The following is a 16,849-nucleotide window of genomic DNA, read 5'->3' as shown; positions in this document are numbered from 1 at the left end:
TTGTTTTGTGAGGAGGAACATTTTGTTCCCTAGCTAATGCTCAATTAAAAAAATTTTTATTCATGTGTTACAGTTTAACTAAAATGGTAAAATATAGAATCAGAATAGAGTAAATGACATAATTGTAGTTCATTGTAGAAAGATAACACTGACGCAGAAAGAAGGAATAATATTGAAAATAGACAGTTCTATTAAATGTAGAAACTTACCTAGTAGATTTAAAAATCATCTAAACTTTATGGATAATAGTAAATTTATTGTTTTCGGATTCACCTTTATTCTGTTGGATTTCCTAACCGTATTATTTCTACTTGTGCCTTATCACCCACCTACTCTTTGGATTACCGTTCCACTTATGGCTGCGATCAATGTTTGGGGAATTACGATTCTATTTAAAAAGACGGAATACCTATTATTCGAACCCATACTCTTCATAGCCAGTTTAGGTGCCGTAAGTTCCTTTTGTCATTTTGTCATCGTTCAAAAATTATTTTATCTTGTTTGTAACTTTACATCTCCTCTTTCCTTCGTTGTGTCTTTAATCGTGCTTATCTTATTTATTGCGCAACAGATTCGCTATCAAGTTAAAAAGTTCTCATCAGTTCACAATGACTTTGGAGAAGAAAAATTGCATCCTAAACGGGACTTCATTATTATCATCCTTTTTAGTATTGGCTATATGATTTTCGGATACTTTGCTAGAAGAAATCCCGTTCTATCAATTTTTATCCCTTTAACGATGTATTCGTACCTCACACTATTCAATGCCTATTTGTCAGTAAAGTTTTTTCACAAATATCTCTTTATGAAAACCAATATTACGTATGTGCCTTTACCTAAAAAGATAAAAAAGCAGATGAAGAAAGGAAGAAAGGTAAGCTTGTGATGAAACACAAACTACTTTTTGTATCTGTTATTTTTTTTGAGGCAATGAGTCTACCCTTGATTTAACCAGTTGTATTGTGGTCTCGGGTTATAGGCAGCATGTTCCATCCTCTTTTCCGCGCTGAACATCCCGCTGAGTGTTCCATAAAAGTATTGTGTAAAGCTCGTTTTGATTTTTCGTTTTTTGTAAAGAAAGATCGTTATTTTGAAAGCTTCGATGATTGTTGATGTCAGCTTCTCGAGGGGTGTTGTGAAGTTGAATTTCTTGTAAGCGATGATCGCTTTGTGCCAGAAAGTGTAGATCTCGTCTGCACGATCATAATACGGTTTCACAGTTTGAATAAAGTCTAATGGAACATTACTCGGCACGAAGGTGTGGTCGAAGTCTTGAAGTTGAGGCTTATTAAATGTGGATAGTGTGCTGATGTTAACGTTCTTTTCCTGACGTATGTTTTGATCTTTGCTTTCTAGATTTGATAAGAGATTTATAAATTCGGGAATGGTTTTAGTGCATTCAGCCTTACTCTGTGAAGGGTTCTGTGGTGTGTCGCGATGTATCAATTTCGTTTCAGTAGGTGCGTCAATTGGGTGAAAAACAAAAATATTATGAGCTAGTCACCCGCTTGTTCTGTATGTATTGTGAACTTTAAGGAAGCCTGTTGATTTGGCTTTTCTAAGCATTCTCATAAAGGTTGCTCTTGAAATTCCGCCTTGCTTTTTAGAGCACGCTGCGACCAGTGTAGCAATTTTAGCATTAGCCACTCCTGGCACGACAACACTGTACTGACTCAATACTTCGAACGCTATGTATTCGGATCTCGTGAATAGATCAGGGTTTTGATGAAGAAAAAGGTCCTTATGTTGGTTGAACTCCCCTACACTTTGAAATTTGCTCATACTTTTGAATTGATAAATATTCCCTGCTCTCATTTTTCTCTTCCTCTCTTTAATTGACTCATCCTATAGATGGATTAGAAAACCGAAAAAGAGGCATACATAAGAAAAAAATATTAGAAAGCATGCCACGATGTTTATTCCATTGTGAGATGGGAAGAAAGGAGTTATGAAGAATATTAAGGAGTGATTATTGTATATGTCTAATCAAGAGCATCCAACAGGTCAACCCGCACAGCATCAAAATCACCAGCCCGGTGTAGAATCTGAAATGACACCTAAGCCGCAATCGGAGAGTCCGACGTATAAAGGCAGCGGAAAGCTAAAAGGAAAATCCACACTGATCACGGGCGGAGACAGCGGAATCGGTAAAGCAGCCGCTATTGCTTTTGCGAAAGAAGGTGCGAACGTTGCAGTGGTCTATCTCGAAGAATCTGGTGATGCAGAGGAAACGAAGACACAGATCGAGCAAGAAGGCGTAAAATGTTTGTTAATTCGCGGAGATATCGGTGACGAATCGTTCTGCGAGCAAACCGTTCGCGATGTAGTTGGTTGGTTCGGCGGATTGGACGTTCTCGTGAATAACGCCGCTGAGCAGCATCCACAGCAAAATTTTGAAGATATTACAGCGGAACAACTAGAGAAAACATTCCGCACCAATATATTTAGCATGTTCCATCTAACGAAAGCTGCGCTTCCTCATCTTAAGCAAGGAAGTTCAATCATTAATACTGCATCCATTACGGCGTATCAAGGTCATCCAGAGTTGATCGATTATGCGTCGACAAAAGGTGCAATCGTATCGTTCACTCGTTCGTTATCGAATAACCTTGTGAAGAAGGGCATTCGTGTGAACGGTATTGCGCCAGGTCCGATCTGGACACCGCTCATCCCTTCTACTTTTACTGCAGATAAAGTAGAACAGTTCGGTAAAGACACACCGATGGGTCGTCCTGGCCAGCCAGAAGAACTTGCACCTGCTTATGTGTATCTGGCGAGTGAAGATTCTTCTTATGTTTCAGGTCAGATGATTCACATTAATGGTGGTAAAGTAGTAAATGGCTAATAAGATTATTGACGCCCAGATGATTTTGTTCAATCATCTGGGCATTTTTGTATTTACACATAAAAAATAAGAGTCACGCCATTATGGAAGGGCTCGACTCTTTTATATGAGTTGGACGATTGAAATCCTTAAACTCTATAGTTATGCATAGGAGTTAACTCTCGATATTGATAATGAATAACCTTAGACGTATCCCATCGCTTTTCCATTTGATTCAACTTTTTTTTCACATAATCAAACTGTGCTTTACCTTGAAATTGATCATCCAAGTAAATCGCACAAACATTACTTCCTAAGTAAACAACTTTTAGTGTGTAACCATTTAGATGGCAGATGTACAAGCCATTCTCTAAGCGAATCACGTTTTACACCTCTTCTTTTAAGGACTTCCACGTTTCATAGGTTAAAAAGGTACGAATGTCTTCTTTATCTATTCCTAATTTCTTCGCCTGTTTAAAAAGATCTACCCATTCTGGATCAAGAATCTCCATCTGTGTATTAAGAAGTTGTTCCACCGGTACCTCCAACACTTTAGCTATTTTCTGTATCATATGCGCAGATGGGTTGGCTTTATGACTTTCAATGCTACTTAAATAGCCTTTAGATATTCCAGCACGGTTCGCAAGCTTTGTCAGACTAAGACCTTGGGTTAAGCGTAACCTCTTAATTTGTTTGCCAATCTTTCCACTCATGACTTCCAACTTCCTTTGCTAGAAGACCTCCTCTTTTTCCAATACAGCTCTAACGATATAGCGGTGTGTCGGATTTTTCATAGGATGGCATGTAATTAGTGTGAGTATGCTTTCTGTTCCATTCTGCTTTAACACGGACAGATCGTCTGGCTTCACTATCGTTTTGTCTATCATTTTATAAATGAGCTTTTTGCTGTTCGTTTCTATTATGATCGGGTCTCCCACTTCAACTTCTGTAAGTCGGTTAAACTGCTTACCATATGTGTAACTTCGATGGGCCGCTATTGCGGTATTTCCCGCTTCCCCAATTGGTGAGGTGCCTGTTAATTGCCCGGCTGCTACTTTTAAATTAGCTTGGGAGGCACCTTCCATAATGGGTATCGTTAATTGAATACTGTTGATTTCTAGTTTTCCTACGATTCCATTCTTCATTTCTGGAGATTCCACAGTGTTCTTCTGTCGACTTTTATTATCTAAGAAAGTATCATCCAGCTGTTGATAGCTCTGTTGAATGACAGAATAATCATCATCCTCTTCCCAACTCTCCAACAGTTGTTGTTCTTGATACGTGTAATACATACTTTTGGCTTTTGGATAAATCATGGTACATAACCCAAGAGCAATCATGAGATACGCGAGCCACTTCATCACTTACCCTCTTCTAAAAGGATTTGGAAGAACCGACATCTTTACCAACAACAGCCCTATTCCAGCGAGGAAGATGAAAAACCCTGATAAAATGGTAAACATTGGATTCTCTTCGCCAGTTTGCGGCAATAATCCAGTAGCTTTACTTGGTTGTTCCACTGGTTTCGTAGGTGTCGAACCATTTGGCGGTTTGTTTGTGCTTGGTGGTTCGTTCGATCCCGGCGGGTTATTAGTATCGGTTGGCGGATTTGGCGGGTCTCCGTCATCTGGTGGATCTGGTGGGTCTCCATCATCTGGTGGGTCCGGTGGAGTAGTTTGGCCTTCTGCATAAATAATAAATTCGGCGATCGTCTGTAACCCTTGAAATTCGTTGCCAGATTCATACGGAAATTCTACCGTCACTTTTAATTTTTCCTCTGTAAGACTGGCTAGTGGGCGAGGATTTAACCCTTTAAAATCTTTCAGTTTTCCTTCAAATAGCAGATTTGTGCGATCTTCCACTTTTAAAAGAAGTTGATTGTAAAGCTTCTCAGAACCAGACTTCATTTGAGCCTTCATATTATATGAAAAATCTTGATTACCATTGTTTTGAATAGTAAGATCACGCGGCGCCCAATCACCGGGTTTGAAATTTTCAATATCAAAAAGTACTGCTTCTGGAAGAATATCAATCTTTATTTCTGGAGTACTAGAATCTGCTCCGGTTCTGCCAATTGGAAGAAAAACAACAATAATAAGTCCAATCAAACTATAAATAAGAATTAACTTAAATTTAATGGATTTTAGCATCTTAGCATTTACCTCTCAACTTTTTGAGTAATTAGCAGGAGATAATATTTTGTATTTATTGGCTTTCCTCGGACTAGCATTTTAATTAAAAAGGTGGGAAATTTGTTCCCACCTTTTTCTTATTTTGACTTATTTAGCTGACCCAGAACCTTGTTTTCCTTCAAATGTCCATTTTAGAGATAAAGAGTCCCCTTGGAACTTGTTTTGATCAGCATCATTTTCTACAAATTCGTATTTAACAAGCAGTGTATCTTCTGTCCCTGCCTTAAGAACTCCGCCTCTTTCCCCTAACCAAGCACTGAAGATATTTCCTTCAATTACGTCCGGAGATAAAGTTTGAAGATTTGCCAAAGTAGTTTGATAGATTACATCATCTACCTTATCTACATTTGTTAAGAATTTTACACGAATATGTGCTCCAAGATCTTCACCTGCATTATCGCCCTTAGCATCAGTTACTGTATAACTTGAAGCTAGTTTAATAGAAGCAATATCGAGACTTCCTGCATTCCCTAACTTGAAAGTACGTAACATTTTATCTCCAGGTTTAATATTTTGTACGTTAATAATTTCTGTTGGGTTTGCATTCAGATCCAATGTCCCTGCTGCAAATGTACCCGTAGTTTCTGCTTTATCACTAAAATACGCATAAGTTCCTCCACCCACTAAAGACAAACCAAGTGCTGCTGATGCTACCCCAAGACCTAATTTCGCTTTCAAACTCATTTTCACTTCCTCCCTTTCACCCTTTTTTCGGGTATGTATAATTTATATATTGAACTCGTTTAGGCTCTTCACCTAAATGATGTTTCAACCCACTTAATTTGAAGTTGAAGGAGCGTCTTTCTTCACTTCAACTTCCTTAATCGCTTTCCATATCGTAACCGCGGAATAAAAAAGTAAGAGAACTCCAGGCAAAATGAGAAGTAAAGCTGAACCTGCTTTAGATTGTGCTGCGTTCAAGAGATATCCGGTATAAGGAATAGTAAATCCCTTATACTCAGCTACTACATTCGCAGCGAGTACTGGGTCTAAATCTTCTGTATTATTGTTATCGCCTTTTGTAATATATTGAGTATTGTCACCTGCACCCTTTACTCCCATTACACGGTGGGTAATCAATTTATCATTTGAAACCTTAAAAGTAATAACATCGCCTTTTTGAAAACGGGTCATGTCACCGCCTGGCTTAATTGCTATAACGGATCCTGTTTTTATACCTGGTTCCATTGATCCGGATAAAACTGATTTAAGCTGATACCCCATTATTTGTGGTTCGCCTCCAGATGCCTTCGATATAATTACGCTGAAAACCAAAGCAATTAGTAGTAACGAAAGTAAAAATGTGATGAGATGATTAACCCATTTGAGAGCTTTCATTATTTTTCTTCCTCCTTAGCAGGTTCACTTACTGCCTCACTTGCTTCTGTCTGTTGCTTTTGTTCGCCCGCACCTTCATTTGTTTCTTGTGTTTCATTTGTTTCTTTTGTATCTGTCTTTGTTTCCTCTTTCGTTTCTTTCTTGGCATTTTCTTCTGCTTCTAATCTTGCTTTTTCTTCTGCCTCTAATCTCGCTTTCTCTTCAGCTTCTAACCTTGCTTTTTCCTCAGCCTCGAGTCTCGCTTTTTCTTCTGCCTCTATTAGAGCGATTAAAGTAGTTTCAGCATTACTGATTGATCCATCTGCTGCTGTTATTGCGTTCTCCACTTTACCAAGTTCATTTGTTGCGTCTTGGAGAGCTGCTTTTATGTAATCTCTGACTTCCTCTGCACCCTCAACTCCATTACGAACATCTTCTTCTTCGAGACTAAGAGCGTCTTCTAGTATTTTTATAAAGGATTTCGTTTCAGCTATTAAATCAGGCATTTGACTTTGAATATTTCGAGCTTCCTGGATAGCTATCGATAGTTCTTCAGAAGTTTCTTTTCCCGTTAGCAAACTATCAATGTGCTCTACCATTTTGTTAGAATCAACGGCTATACTTTTTGTTCTTTCTACTAATTCAGCTGCATATTTCGGAAACATTCTCGCTGCAGAAAGGGTAGCTGTAGTCTCTTCTCGATCCGAAAAAAACGCATATGTTTCTGACGTTATATAAGAAATGTGATAGATCGAAAGTGCACCTAGACAAAGTGTTATAACAAAAGTCCGAATTTGTTTTCTCCTTCTGATTCTTTGAAGTTTTATTTTACTTGCCCTTGTTGGTAACATTCTTTCACCATCCATTTCTGTTTAGTGCTTTAAGAAAGAAAGGGTTTGTTCTATTTAGAGAACGTTTATGTGTTTATAATAGAACATATTTACTACTTTAAAAACCCTCAAATTCGTCCGAATTTGTTCGTTTTAAAGTACAAAAATACTATATTACTTTTGTTTTCTACGTCTTTCTTACTTTTTTGCATTATTTTACATTTATTTGTTCTTTTTATTGAACACCTCTGATTTAATAATTTGTTCCTTATACTAATCAACAATTTAAATAGGGTGGGCAGTATGTAGGTAAATTAAAAAAGCACCAATCTCTTTAACAGAGATTGGTGCTTTGTAGTAGCCCTTTGACCAAAAGAATGAATATATAATCTTCTCAAATAACGCATTTTTTATAATTCCTACTTCACCGTTACCTCAATCGGTTCAGACACTAAACTCCACTCTTCACCTAACATTTCAAACGTATGCTTTACAAAGACTTGCGCGTTTCCTGGTGCAACGGCTTGAATGGTATTTCCTTCTACTCGCACCGCACCCGTATTGTCTTTTACATAAAGCACAGTGTCAATTCTTTCTCGATTATCTAATCGATAACTGAGTTTCGCTTTGGCCCGAACAGTGTGAGTCTTTCCTGCTTTTATATTCAATTTTTTCACAGGTGACTCTAAATACACTGGTGATTCTGACAGCCATTGTGAGTAGTCCGTAATCGGCCCGATCAATCCTTGCTTTAACTTGTCCACGAAAGGCTCTTCGGATCGGAACGTCCAATGCATGCTCATCACTCCGCGCTGGCGCATATATGTGATGAATTCTTCGTAGACGGTTCCATAGCTAGCGTTTAATGTAACATCGTTCAATGTTCCGTAGTCTACCATCTTTTTGGCGTTTTTCACTTTCGCTTCGTATGAAGATGGAACAGCTGCAGAGAACAAATAGCCGATCGGCAGCTGAGGTGCGATCTCGTTCATCACCTGCATGCTGTCGAGATAAAAGCTTTGCATCACCACTTGATCCATCATTCCTTCAGCTTGAATCTCATCGATTACTTGTTGTTCGATGTCATGATCTTTCAACTCAACGAGCAGAACGATATCTTTCCCTTTAAACGCTTGAAGAAATTCTTTGAACGTTGGTACTTTTTCTCCTGCATATTTAGGATCATACTTGATCCCTGCATCAAGTTCTCTGATTTTCGCCAGCGTCAGTTGATCCACAGCACCGGTTCCGTTCGTTGTTCTGTCTACGGTATTGTCATGCATGATAACAAGTTGACCGTCCTTTGTTCGTTGCACATCCGTCTCGATCTGGTCGGCACCAAGATCAAACGCCATCTGGTAACCTACCATTGTGTTTTCTGGTGCTGATGATGGAACACCACGGTGAGCCGAAACGATCGGGCGCTGAATAATCGTGTTTTCCGGATATTGTGTAAAAGCTTTTTCAGCGAGCCCTGGTTGGTTCGTCACAAGACCATCTACCCCAAGATGAATCAGTTCATGCTGATCTGCTAACTTGTCGTCACTCACACCCCAAACTGATACCATCCGGTTGTGCAAGTAATAGACAACATCTGGTGATAATTTTTTTTGTGGAAACAAGACCATCTTACTTCCACTGTCATGGACTTTTTCTACGATCTGTTGTAGTCCTCTTTCATTCAATGGACCACGCTCATAAACAAGTCCCCCGCGAATTTTGGGGTTCAGACTTTTAATGGCTTTAACAATCTCTGCGTCAGTAGAAATCACTTGAACGTCAGTCGTTTGGGTCTCATTCAATGCTTCAATAATGCTCTCTTCTATTCCAGCTTGTTCGATATGTAGGACTGGGATCTTCTTGTTCTTCAGTTGATTCAGCTGGTCAATCAATCGTTTTCCGTTTGCATAAAGGTTGCCATCCGTTCCTCGGTCCACTTTTAACATAGCAGAAGCTGTTGCATGCTGAAGGCTGGTTACTTTTGTTCCAGAAATGAGTGTAGGAGGGTTGATAATATCCGTTGGCGCTTCGGTTGGAAGCAATGCACCTGAGTTTTCAACCGGAGGAAGCTCTCCCGTAAAAGATGTCAACTTAACGTTATCGTATTGTACAGTCGATCCTACGGCTTGAAACCCGATATCACCATTCTGCCATTTAGATGCTCCTGCTGTGTCCACAACAAGCTCACCGTTCACAAACTGCTGTACACGATTCTTGCTTGCTATTACTTTTAAACGATAGCTTTTGTTGTACTGGAAGTTCTCTTTATAAAAATTTGTTTCTGTTACGTTCCAGGCGTTCTTTTCTGTGCGTTCAGCAAATTCCATGCCGTTAAGTGCTGATGTTCCTCTTCTGACCGCAAACTGATAATACGGATAATTCTCATTCTGTACACGATACATGATAGAAGCCCAGCGCGTGTCTTCAACCGCTGATACAAACGTCATGTCTGCTTCAAACACATAGTTTCCGTTGTTATCATCCGATAAAGGGACGACGACTCTTGCAGGTCTATTCGTTGCAGCTGATTGCAGCACAAGCTTTCCATCTTGCACCTCTCCTGTTCCTTCAACCACTTTCCAGTCATTTGGCAATGTTCCGTTTTGAATACCATCAAAGTTCTCGCTTACGATCACATCATTATTCGCTGTTACCATGCTTGTTCCTTGTGGAATCACTAGACTCAATGCTAAGGCAGACGTTAGGACCAGTTGACGCATAGAATGAGTTTTCACGTTACTAAACACCCTCCTGAAATAATAGTTTGTGAAAAACTGAGCAAAAAGACCTAGTTCACCTCCTTAAAAGACTTTAAATAAGTCATGAGTACCGTGCATTTCTTCTAACATATGGTAAACTCTTCATAGAGAAATAGTATAAATATTCAAAAAATTAATACGGGGTGGGAAGGATATGGAACTTGTTAATATGGTAGAATCACAGATTATCGCATCGATTAAAGATCAGAAAGATATTGATAAAGCGATTAAAAGTTCAGCGAACATCGCTTTTCTTTTAACAGGGGACATCTCAACTGTTGAAAATTATATTAATCAGCTTCGTGAAGCAGGTATGTATATTTTCATTCATCTCGACTTTATGGAGGGCTTGTCCAATTCCAGAAGTGCCGTTAAATACATTGCGGACGTGTTAAAACCAACCGGCATCATCACAACGAAAATCAACATGATCAAGTATGCGAAAGAAGAAGGACTCATCACCATTCAACGGATTTTCTTAATTGATCGCGCTGCCATACAAAAAGGCATTGAGATGGTCAAATCGTGCAAGCCGGATGCTGTAGAAGTGTTGCCTGGATTGATGCCGAAAGTAATCGACCAGCTGTCGCGCCAGCTTAAGCTTACTCTTATTGTTGGCGGTTTGATTCAAGAGAAAGAGGATATTCTCCTAGCACTTGAAGCTGGAGCACTCGCTGTGTCATCAGGCGATCCTCGTATGTGGAAATTCGATCTATAAGTTTACTACTTCTTTAATACTACCAAGTACATAGGACGGCTTGTATAAAGATTTTGTTAACATTTCTTGATTCGTCACACCTGTCATCACTAGTACAGACTGCAATCCATTCTCAATTCCCATTCGGATATCGGTCTCTAACCGGTCACCGACCATATAGCACTGAGAAGGATCTAGTTTCAGAACTTGAGAGACTACGTATTCTGCCATCCATTTGGAAGGTTTTCCTGTGATTGACTCAATCCTCTGACCGGTCACACCTTCTAGAGCTCCGATCATGGCACCACAGTCTGGAATCTCCCCACCAAGTACGGGACAGGTTCGGTCTGGATTCGTCGCAATAATCGTTGCTTTGTTAAGCCAAGCTTGGAAAGCTAGATTGATTTTTTCATAGCTAAACTGACGATCCCAGCCGAGGACAACAAACTTCGCTTGCTTTGCGTCATACGTGATGGGGATGCCTTCGTCTTCTAGTTCTTCTAAGAGCGGCTGCTCACCGATCACAAGTGCTGCTTCTCCAGTCTCTAATGCTTCTTTTAAATATTTTGCGGTAATGAAGTTCGAGTTGATCACTTCATCCAACTCCACTTCAATACCTAGCTTTCGAAGTTTTTGTAAATAATCCATGCGGGTTGATATAGATTTGTTCGTTAAATATACGACCTTATCTCCCCGCTGTTTGAGGGCGGCGATTGCCTCTGCCGCTCCCTCAATCATCACTTCATCTAAATAAACCGTTCCATCCAAATCAAAAATAAACCCTTTAGTCAATGTTCTTCCTCCACCATCCATCTTATAGTTGATTTTTTGAAATGCGGTTTGCTATCGCTTGCAGAATTAATACGATTATGACAAGAACAACAGACATCGCCGCTGCTGTATAGTATTCACCGCGCAGAATGTTCTGGAATATAGCTAGACTCATTGGTGCCCAGTCTGCAGGGGCTAATAATATAGATATACTCGTTTCTTTAATAACGGTGATAAAAACAAGAATGGACCCGGCCGCGATTCCTGGAAGCATCAATGGCCCAATGATCGTAATCGCTGCTGTTAACGGTGTTGCACCTAAGTTTACCGCTGCTTCTTCAATGTCTTGCTTGATCGCACGCATCGTACCCATCGTCGACCTAACCATGTACGGAAGCCTTCTGATCGTATAGGCGACAATCAACAGAAGTGCCGTTCCTGTCAGGTGAAGAGGTGCTGTGTTAAACGTTTGGATGAGTGCGATACCAAACGCGATACCTGGAACTACGAGTGGGATCGACGTCATGAAATCAAGTTTAGAAGAGTTCTGTCTGACAACAAAATACGATACGAATGTCGCGATAATCACACTCAGGATTAAAGCACCAAGCGCAAGGACGATCGAATTCTGGATGTTGCCCATCGAGCTTGTGAAAATGGTTTGATAGTGTGATAGCGTGTATCCGTTCGGAAGTGGATTCTTTCCCCATGTTGTCGCAAGAGATTGCAGCACGATGGATAACATCGCTAGCACCGGAATGATGACAATCGCTAAAGAATAAACAGACAACGTGCGCGTTAATCCTTTTGCATCATTCAGCTTCTGTTGCTTCGGTTTTCCGGAAACAGATCCATAGTTCTTTCCTTTTGTAAAAAGGTGCTGCAGCCAGAAGAAGAAAGCTGCGACGAGTACCATGATGACAGTAAGAATCGCCGCCCCACCCCAGTTGAAGAACCCTGCGATCTCACGGTATGCCTCAACAACGAGCAAGTTCAGATCTTTAGGAGCGAGAATGATCGGCGTCCCAAAATCAGAGAACGAAACGGTGAAGATTAAGAGTGCACTTGAGATCACACCTGGAATCGCAAGCGGAAATGTAACAAAAATGAACGTGAACCAATTTCTTGCACCTAAGTTCAGCGATGCTTCCTCAAGCGAGATGTCACTCACTTTAAACGCTGCTACCATCGGCCAAAGCGCATACGGAAAAAAGAAGAAAACTTGGACGAGTACAATTCCAGCCATTGAGTACGGATCGAGCAACATCCCTTCCCCGCCAAGAGAATTGTAGATGTACGTCACCCAGCCGGCGCGGCCGAACATGATGATGATCGCATAGGCTGAGATAAACGTTGGAACGATCAGAGGGATCGTACATAGAGCTGCGATCGTCCTTTTGAACGGCATCGTCGTACGCGCGATACCATAAGCGATGGGTATACACATCACGATGACGATCAATGAGACGAGAATGGCGAGTTCTAAGCTATTTTGAACCGCTGAAAAGTATGTTTTGTTCGTAAAAATCTTTTCATAGTTATCGAATGACGCTGAACTAAACTTTTCGATGGTCGATTGTAAGATGTTTGAGTTGGTGATTGAACCTAGCAGATTGATAGGTTGACCTGTGAAACTGACTAAGAATACCGAAACAAGAGGAAGCAACAAGAAAACACCAAAGAAAAGATAGATCAATACTTTTACAAGGGTGAGTCCGTTAAAAGAGCTGAGACGGTTCTTCATATTAACAACACCCTCTCAGGATCGATGGTTAACTGGACCTTCTCTCCTTCTGTTAGGATCGCCTCGCCTGGAACAAACGTTGTATCCACTACAAGTTGGTATTCTTCTACTTTAATGTCGTACCGAACGATGGAACCAAGATAAGTGGAAACAAGAACGGTTCCTTCAATAATGTTGGTTAACTCATCAGAACTGATCGTTCCTGGTTTGAAAGCTTTAATATTTTCGGGACGTACGATAACGTTCACTTCTTTTTGTTCGACATGGTTTGTAGATTTAATCAGAAAGCCATGACCTTTTACGACCGAATAGCCATTCTCTTGACCGACAACCGTACCCTTTAAGACGTTAGATGTACCGACAAAATTTGCGATAAACGGTGTAGAAGGTCTGCTATAGAGCTCGATCGGCGTTCCGATCTGCTTCACTTCCCCACTATCCATAACCGCAACTCTGTCTGCCATACTCATCGCTTCTTCTTGGTCATGTGTAACAAAAATGGTTGTGATTCCAAGGTCTTGTTGAATGCGGCGGATCGTGTTACGCATTGAGTGGCGCAGCTTTTGATCTAGGTTCGACAATGGTTCATCCATTAAAAGAACAGCCGGTTCCATAACAAGAGCTCTAGCAAGTGCCACACGCTGCTGCTGACCGCCAGACAGTTCACTTGTAAGGCGCGTTGCATGTTTATCGAGTTCCACGTATTCGAGGATTTCCATTACCTTTTGTTCGATCGGCTTCGGATACTTCCCCAATTTTCTGTTAAGCAGCCGTAAATAGATCGGAAGCTTAGCCGCCATATTGCTTGAGTTGAGCTGTTTAATATTTAAGCTGTATGCAACGTTTTCAAATACGTTCATATGTGGAAATAAAGCATAGCTCTGAAAGACCATCCCACAGTTTCTTTTGTTCGGAGGAATATGGTTTACTTTTGTCTCTCCGATTTGAATAAGTCCTGATGTTGGTTGTTCAAACCCTGCAATGCAACGCATCGTTGTCGTTTTGCCGCAACCTGATGGTCCAAGAAGAGCGAAGAACTCGCCTTCTCGGATATCTAGATTAACGTTCTTTAGAGCATGAACACCTGAAAACTCTTTTGTTAGCTCCGAAACTTTGACTGAACCCATTCTCGACCACCCCTAATGTGTATTACTGAAATTTCTCTTTCCACTCGTTTCTTACACGGTCATAGTTCTCATTCACCCAATCGATATCTAGATCTACGGCATGAGATTTTACTTTTTCAAGTGTAAGAGGTGTTTTGGATTCCACATCTGGATTGATCGGGATATGGTACCAGTTTGCTAGAATTTGTTGACCCTCTTTTGATAATAAGAAATCAATTAACTTCTTTCCGCCTTCAGGATTCGGACCGCCTTCCACGATAGACACCGGGTTAACCAGAATCGGCGTCTTATCCGGTACTACAAAGTCCACACTCTCTCCTTTGGCTTTTTGCTCGTATGCCATGAAGTCGAATCCTACACCAATGTGTGCTTCACCCATAGATACTGCTTTTGTTGGAGCAGAGCCTGAATCTGGCATGGAGTTCGCTTGGTCTACTAGCTTCTTAAAGTAGTCCCAGCCTTCTGCCTCACCGCGCTGCATCATCTGATTTAAAACCATAAGCGTTGCCGTACCTGAAGCTGCCGGATTGGAGAACTGAATCTTTCCTTTCCATTTTGGATCAAGCAGGTCATCCCAAGTCTTTGGCGCTTCTTCCGGTTTTACAAGGTCCGTGTTATAAGCAAAACCGAGTACAAATACTTCAACACCAACATACTTCCCATCTTCATGCTTTACTTTAATTCCGTCTTCCACCGTATCCCAATCTTTTGCAAAGTCAGGAATGTATTTTCCGATAATCCCTTTATCTACAGCCGCTTCAAACGGAAGGATTCCTCCCCCTCCATACCAAACATCACCTTGAGGATTATCTTTCTCCGCCATCATGCGGTTAACGAGTACGTTCGTACCTGCGTACTGAACGTTAACAGAACCATCATGAAGCTCTTCAAATTTCTGTCCAAGTTCCTTCGTCATATCAGGAGTCTCAGGAGAGTAGAATGTAATTTCACCTTTTCCATCCCCACCACCAGAATCTTGATCACCCGCACATGCCGTGAGTAAGAGTATACTCATCATTAAAAATACAGAAGTAAAAATTGAAAAAGACCTTTTCATCATTCAACCCCCTATAAGTTTATGATCGATTTTTCGGCAAAGAAAAAAGAGAAGAAACACCAATGTAAACCCTTTCAAAAGAAAGGATTACAAATTGGGTTTCTTCTCATGGTCTCTTCCCGTCCATATTCGATTACTATCATTATACAAAATTATCTGAATTTTACAACCACATTGAAATAAAAAATTTACAATTTCTTTACAATGGTAGGAAATTATTGATTAAAGCCTTTCTAGTGGTTTTTATTAATGGGTGATTGGAGTTTTTAGCGCTTTTTTCGAATCACCAAAAAAATGATGGCTGCAGCAACTCCAATTATGAAGAGCGTAGTAGTGGGTAACTCAGACGAACCTCCAACTACATCAAATAGATTAGAAATTCCTGTGCCTAAAAATAAGATCATGATTCCCATGACCAGCAAAGTCAGAAGTCCCGTTCGGATGGTTCGCGGAATGGAAATCCAAGTCTTTAATATTTTTTGGAATATAGAGAGTTTTTGCCCCAAACTACACACCTCCATCCTCCATTATCATCCGGGGCAGTATTTATTACTTCTTTTCTCCTCTTATATAAGCCAATTCCATCTCGATCTTGCTCTTTTTCATCGTAATCTCGTCAATCGTTTTTGTATCCACTGGAAACTCAGTATGATGTTCTAGATAATATTTTAATTTCAAGAAGTTGCTTAACGGAAATTCAGAATCTAACCACATCTCTTTATACCCGACGATTCCATATTCTAAAAGAAGGCGTTCACTTATATCAACCCAGGCTTTAAGGAACTCATCATACGAACACTGAAATTTCAAATCTATCTCGGGATTCCATCTTTCATCTTCATAATGATAGAGTTCAATCTCCATTTGATTTTCACCTAGGTATTTAAAGTTCCATTCTGTTTCTTGAGGCTCAGCATCCCATCTCGCACTAGCACCATCCTCTATATAACATTCTTCTGTATAAACAGGGTTAATGTTCAATAAAGCCTCCAGTATTTCGCCAAGGGCGTCTGTTAAGTAACCTGGCCAGAACGTGTACTTTTTATCATTTAATATGAAAACACACTCTGCCCATCCAGCACCTGTTAATTGATAATCAATTTTCATAAATAGTCTCCCTTAATCTTTTTAGTCGATTGGTATCAGTCGTTCATTTGATCGATCATTTCTTTTATTTCTTTACGCGTTTGTATCATCGTGTCTTTCTCATTCGGGAAGATAGCAACTGCACCACCGTCTTCTTCAAGATCAACAAGTAAGTGATCTATAAACTGAGAAAGCGGCATGTTGAACGCTTTATATGATTTCTTGAGATTCGCGGCTTCCATTTCAGCAAAACTTCGACTCGGCCATACAGGTAACAAAAACTCATAATCTTCATCACCTTCAGAAACTAACAGATCACCATGCTTGTTTTCTAATAGCCAAACCTGTTCATCGGTCGCCACCATGCTATAAAAATAGACCAGTCGCTTTTCAGCAGGACGGTTTAACATCAATTTTTTTATAAATTTCATTGTTAGATTTCCCC

At 40.3% G+C, this 16,849-nt stretch carries 20 protein-coding genes; 3 read left to right on the top strand and 17 right to left on the bottom strand.

The window, feature by feature from the left end; all coding sequences use genetic code 11:
* Positions 1–172: 172 nt before the first annotated feature.
* A complete protein-coding gene (locus HU823_RS07505) occupies positions 173–886 on the top strand; it encodes a hypothetical protein (protein ID WP_197221644.1) in 714 nt (237 codons plus the stop codon).
* Positions 887–936: 50 nt separating this feature from the next.
* Here HU823_RS07505 and HU823_RS07500 read toward each other — a convergent pair whose 3' ends face one another.
* Both HU823_RS07500 and HU823_RS07495 read right to left on the bottom strand, forming a co-directional pair.
* Positions 937–1,446 carry a hypothetical protein gene (locus HU823_RS07500; protein WP_197221643.1) on the bottom strand — a complete coding sequence of 170 codons (510 nt, stop codon included), beginning with the start codon at positions 1,444–1,446 and terminating at the stop codon, positions 937–939.
* 54 nt (positions 1,447–1,500) lie between these two features.
* Positions 1,501–1,815 (bottom strand): hypothetical protein, encoded by a 315-nt coding sequence (locus tag HU823_RS07495; protein WP_197221642.1) that lies wholly within the window; start codon positions 1,813–1,815, stop codon positions 1,501–1,503.
* Between the two features lie 163 nt (positions 1,816–1,978).
* Between HU823_RS07495 and HU823_RS07490 the strand changes: the two genes are divergently transcribed.
* Positions 1,979–2,845, top strand: coding sequence for an SDR family oxidoreductase (locus HU823_RS07490; RefSeq protein ID WP_197221641.1), 867 nt, complete (start codon positions 1,979–1,981; stop codon positions 2,843–2,845).
* A 128-nt stretch (positions 2,846–2,973) separates the two neighbouring features.
* Here HU823_RS07490 and HU823_RS07485 read toward each other — a convergent pair whose 3' ends face one another.
* The 8 genes from HU823_RS07485 to HU823_RS07450 form a co-directional block, all read right to left on the bottom strand.
* Positions 2,974–3,207, bottom strand: a complete 234-nt coding sequence (locus HU823_RS07485) for a hypothetical protein (RefSeq protein WP_197221640.1) — start codon at positions 3,205–3,207, stop codon at positions 2,974–2,976.
* A gap of 3 nt (positions 3,208–3,210) precedes the next feature.
* Positions 3,211–3,537, bottom strand: a complete 327-nt coding sequence (locus tag HU823_RS07480; RefSeq protein WP_197221639.1) for a helix-turn-helix domain-containing protein — start codon at positions 3,535–3,537, stop codon at positions 3,211–3,213.
* Positions 3,538–3,555: 18 nt separating this feature from the next.
* Positions 3,556–4,185 (bottom strand): class D sortase, encoded by a 630-nt coding sequence (locus HU823_RS07475; protein WP_197221638.1) that lies wholly within the window; start codon positions 4,183–4,185, stop codon positions 3,556–3,558.
* A 3-nt stretch (positions 4,186–4,188) separates the two neighbouring features.
* Positions 4,189–4,974: an LPXTG cell wall anchor domain-containing protein gene (locus tag HU823_RS07470; protein ID WP_197221637.1), complete on the bottom strand. Its 786-nt coding sequence runs from the start codon at positions 4,972–4,974 to the stop codon at positions 4,189–4,191.
* Between the two features lie 129 nt (positions 4,975–5,103).
* Positions 5,104–5,700, bottom strand: a complete 597-nt coding sequence (locus tag HU823_RS07465) for a CalY family protein (RefSeq protein WP_197221636.1) — start codon at positions 5,698–5,700, stop codon at positions 5,104–5,106.
* Positions 5,701–5,793: 93 nt separating this feature from the next.
* On the bottom strand, positions 5,794–6,354 hold the full coding sequence (gene sipW / locus HU823_RS07460; RefSeq protein ID WP_197221635.1) for a signal peptidase I SipW: 561 nt from the start codon (positions 6,352–6,354) through the stop codon (positions 5,794–5,796).
* The gene (locus tag HU823_RS07455) at positions 6,354–7,184 is read right to left on the bottom strand and encodes a hypothetical protein (RefSeq protein WP_197221634.1); all 831 of its coding nucleotides are present in this window, start codon (positions 7,182–7,184) and stop codon (positions 6,354–6,356) included. Before HU823_RS07455 ends, sipW begins: the two co-directional genes overlap by 1 nt.
* 398 nt (positions 7,185–7,582) lie before the next feature.
* Positions 7,583–9,898, bottom strand: a complete 2,316-nt coding sequence (locus HU823_RS07450) for a glycerophosphodiester phosphodiesterase family protein (RefSeq protein ID WP_197221633.1) — start codon at positions 9,896–9,898, stop codon at positions 7,583–7,585.
* Positions 9,899–10,076: 178 nt separating this feature from the next.
* Here HU823_RS07450 and HU823_RS07445 point away from each other — a divergent pair, with 178 nt between their 5' ends.
* Positions 10,077–10,640, top strand: a complete 564-nt coding sequence (locus HU823_RS07445) for a glycerol-3-phosphate responsive antiterminator (protein ID WP_197221632.1) — start codon at positions 10,077–10,079, stop codon at positions 10,638–10,640.
* On the opposite strand, the gene HU823_RS07440 is transcribed toward HU823_RS07445, so the two are convergent.
* The 7 genes from HU823_RS07440 to HU823_RS07410 form a co-directional block, all read right to left on the bottom strand.
* The gene (locus tag HU823_RS07440; RefSeq protein ID WP_197221631.1) at positions 10,635–11,411 is read right to left on the bottom strand and encodes an HAD-IIA family hydrolase; all 777 of its coding nucleotides are present in this window, start codon (positions 11,409–11,411) and stop codon (positions 10,635–10,637) included. The genes HU823_RS07445 and HU823_RS07440 overlap by 6 nt on opposite strands.
* 22 nt (positions 11,412–11,433) lie before the next feature.
* On the bottom strand, positions 11,434–13,134 hold the full coding sequence (locus tag HU823_RS07435; protein WP_197221630.1) for an ABC transporter permease: 1,701 nt from the start codon (positions 13,132–13,134) through the stop codon (positions 11,434–11,436).
* Positions 13,131–14,261 (bottom strand): ABC transporter ATP-binding protein, encoded by a 1,131-nt coding sequence (locus tag HU823_RS07430; RefSeq protein ID WP_197221629.1) that lies wholly within the window; start codon positions 14,259–14,261, stop codon positions 13,131–13,133. The genes HU823_RS07435 and HU823_RS07430 overlap by 4 nt, the downstream gene beginning before the upstream one ends.
* Before the next feature lie 22 nt (positions 14,262–14,283).
* Positions 14,284–15,318: an ABC transporter substrate-binding protein gene (locus HU823_RS07425; protein WP_197221628.1), complete on the bottom strand. Its 1,035-nt coding sequence runs from the start codon at positions 15,316–15,318 to the stop codon at positions 14,284–14,286.
* A gap of 266 nt (positions 15,319–15,584) precedes the next feature.
* A complete protein-coding gene (locus tag HU823_RS07420) occupies positions 15,585–15,824 on the bottom strand; it encodes a hypothetical protein (RefSeq protein ID WP_197221627.1) in 240 nt (79 codons plus the stop codon).
* A 43-nt stretch (positions 15,825–15,867) separates the two neighbouring features.
* Positions 15,868–16,425 (bottom strand): hypothetical protein, encoded by a 558-nt coding sequence (locus HU823_RS07415; protein WP_197221626.1) that lies wholly within the window; start codon positions 16,423–16,425, stop codon positions 15,868–15,870.
* A gap of 35 nt (positions 16,426–16,460) precedes the next feature.
* Entirely contained in the window at positions 16,461–16,835 is a 375-nt protein-coding gene (locus HU823_RS07410) for a DUF2750 domain-containing protein (RefSeq protein ID WP_197221625.1), read from the bottom strand.
* Positions 16,836–16,849: the final 14 nt, after the last annotated feature.

The sequence above is a fragment of the Fictibacillus sp. 18YEL24 genome, assembly GCF_015903855.1.
GTDB classification, from domain to species: Bacteria; Bacillota; Bacilli; order Bacillales; family Fictibacillaceae; genus Fictibacillus; species Fictibacillus phosphorivorans_C.
Note: the sequence above shows the minus strand (reverse complement) of the source record. Positions and strands in the feature narration are given on the sequence as shown.

Coding starts and splice junctions, on each gene's coding strand:
- HU823_RS07495 (WP_197221642.1), bottom strand. CDS start 1,815: ATGAGAGCAGGGAATATTTATCAATTCAAAAGTATGAGCAAATTTCAA.
- HU823_RS07490 (WP_197221641.1), top strand. CDS start 1,979: ATGTCTAATCAAGAGCATCCAACAGGTCAACCCGCACAGCATCAAAAT.
- HU823_RS07480 (WP_197221639.1), bottom strand. CDS start 3,537: ATGAGTGGAAAGATTGGCAAACAAATTAAGAGGTTACGCTTAACCCAA.
- HU823_RS07475 (WP_197221638.1), bottom strand. CDS start 4,185: ATGAAGTGGCTCGCGTATCTCATGATTGCTCTTGGGTTATGTACCATG.
- HU823_RS07470 (WP_197221637.1), bottom strand. CDS start 4,974: ATGCTAAAATCCATTAAATTTAAGTTAATTCTTATTTATAGTTTGATT.
- HU823_RS07465 (WP_197221636.1), bottom strand. CDS start 5,700: ATGAGTTTGAAAGCGAAATTAGGTCTTGGGGTAGCATCAGCAGCACTT.
- sipW (WP_197221635.1), bottom strand. CDS start 6,354: ATGAAAGCTCTCAAATGGGTTAATCATCTCATCACATTTTTACTTTCG.
- HU823_RS07455 (WP_197221634.1), bottom strand. CDS start 7,184: ATGTTACCAACAAGGGCAAGTAAAATAAAACTTCAAAGAATCAGAAGG.
- HU823_RS07445 (WP_197221632.1), top strand. CDS start 10,077: ATGGAACTTGTTAATATGGTAGAATCACAGATTATCGCATCGATTAAA.
- HU823_RS07435 (WP_197221630.1), bottom strand. CDS start 13,134: ATGAAGAACCGTCTCAGCTCTTTTAACGGACTCACCCTTGTAAAAGTA.
- HU823_RS07430 (WP_197221629.1), bottom strand. CDS start 14,261: ATGGGTTCAGTCAAAGTTTCGGAGCTAACAAAAGAGTTTTCAGGTGTT.
- HU823_RS07425 (WP_197221628.1), bottom strand. CDS start 15,318: ATGAAAAGGTCTTTTTCAATTTTTACTTCTGTATTTTTAATGATGAGT.
- HU823_RS07415 (WP_197221626.1), bottom strand. CDS start 16,425: ATGAAAATTGATTATCAATTAACAGGTGCTGGATGGGCAGAGTGTGTT.
- HU823_RS07410 (WP_197221625.1), bottom strand. CDS start 16,835: ATGAAATTTATAAAAAAATTGATGTTAAACCGTCCTGCTGAAAAGCGA.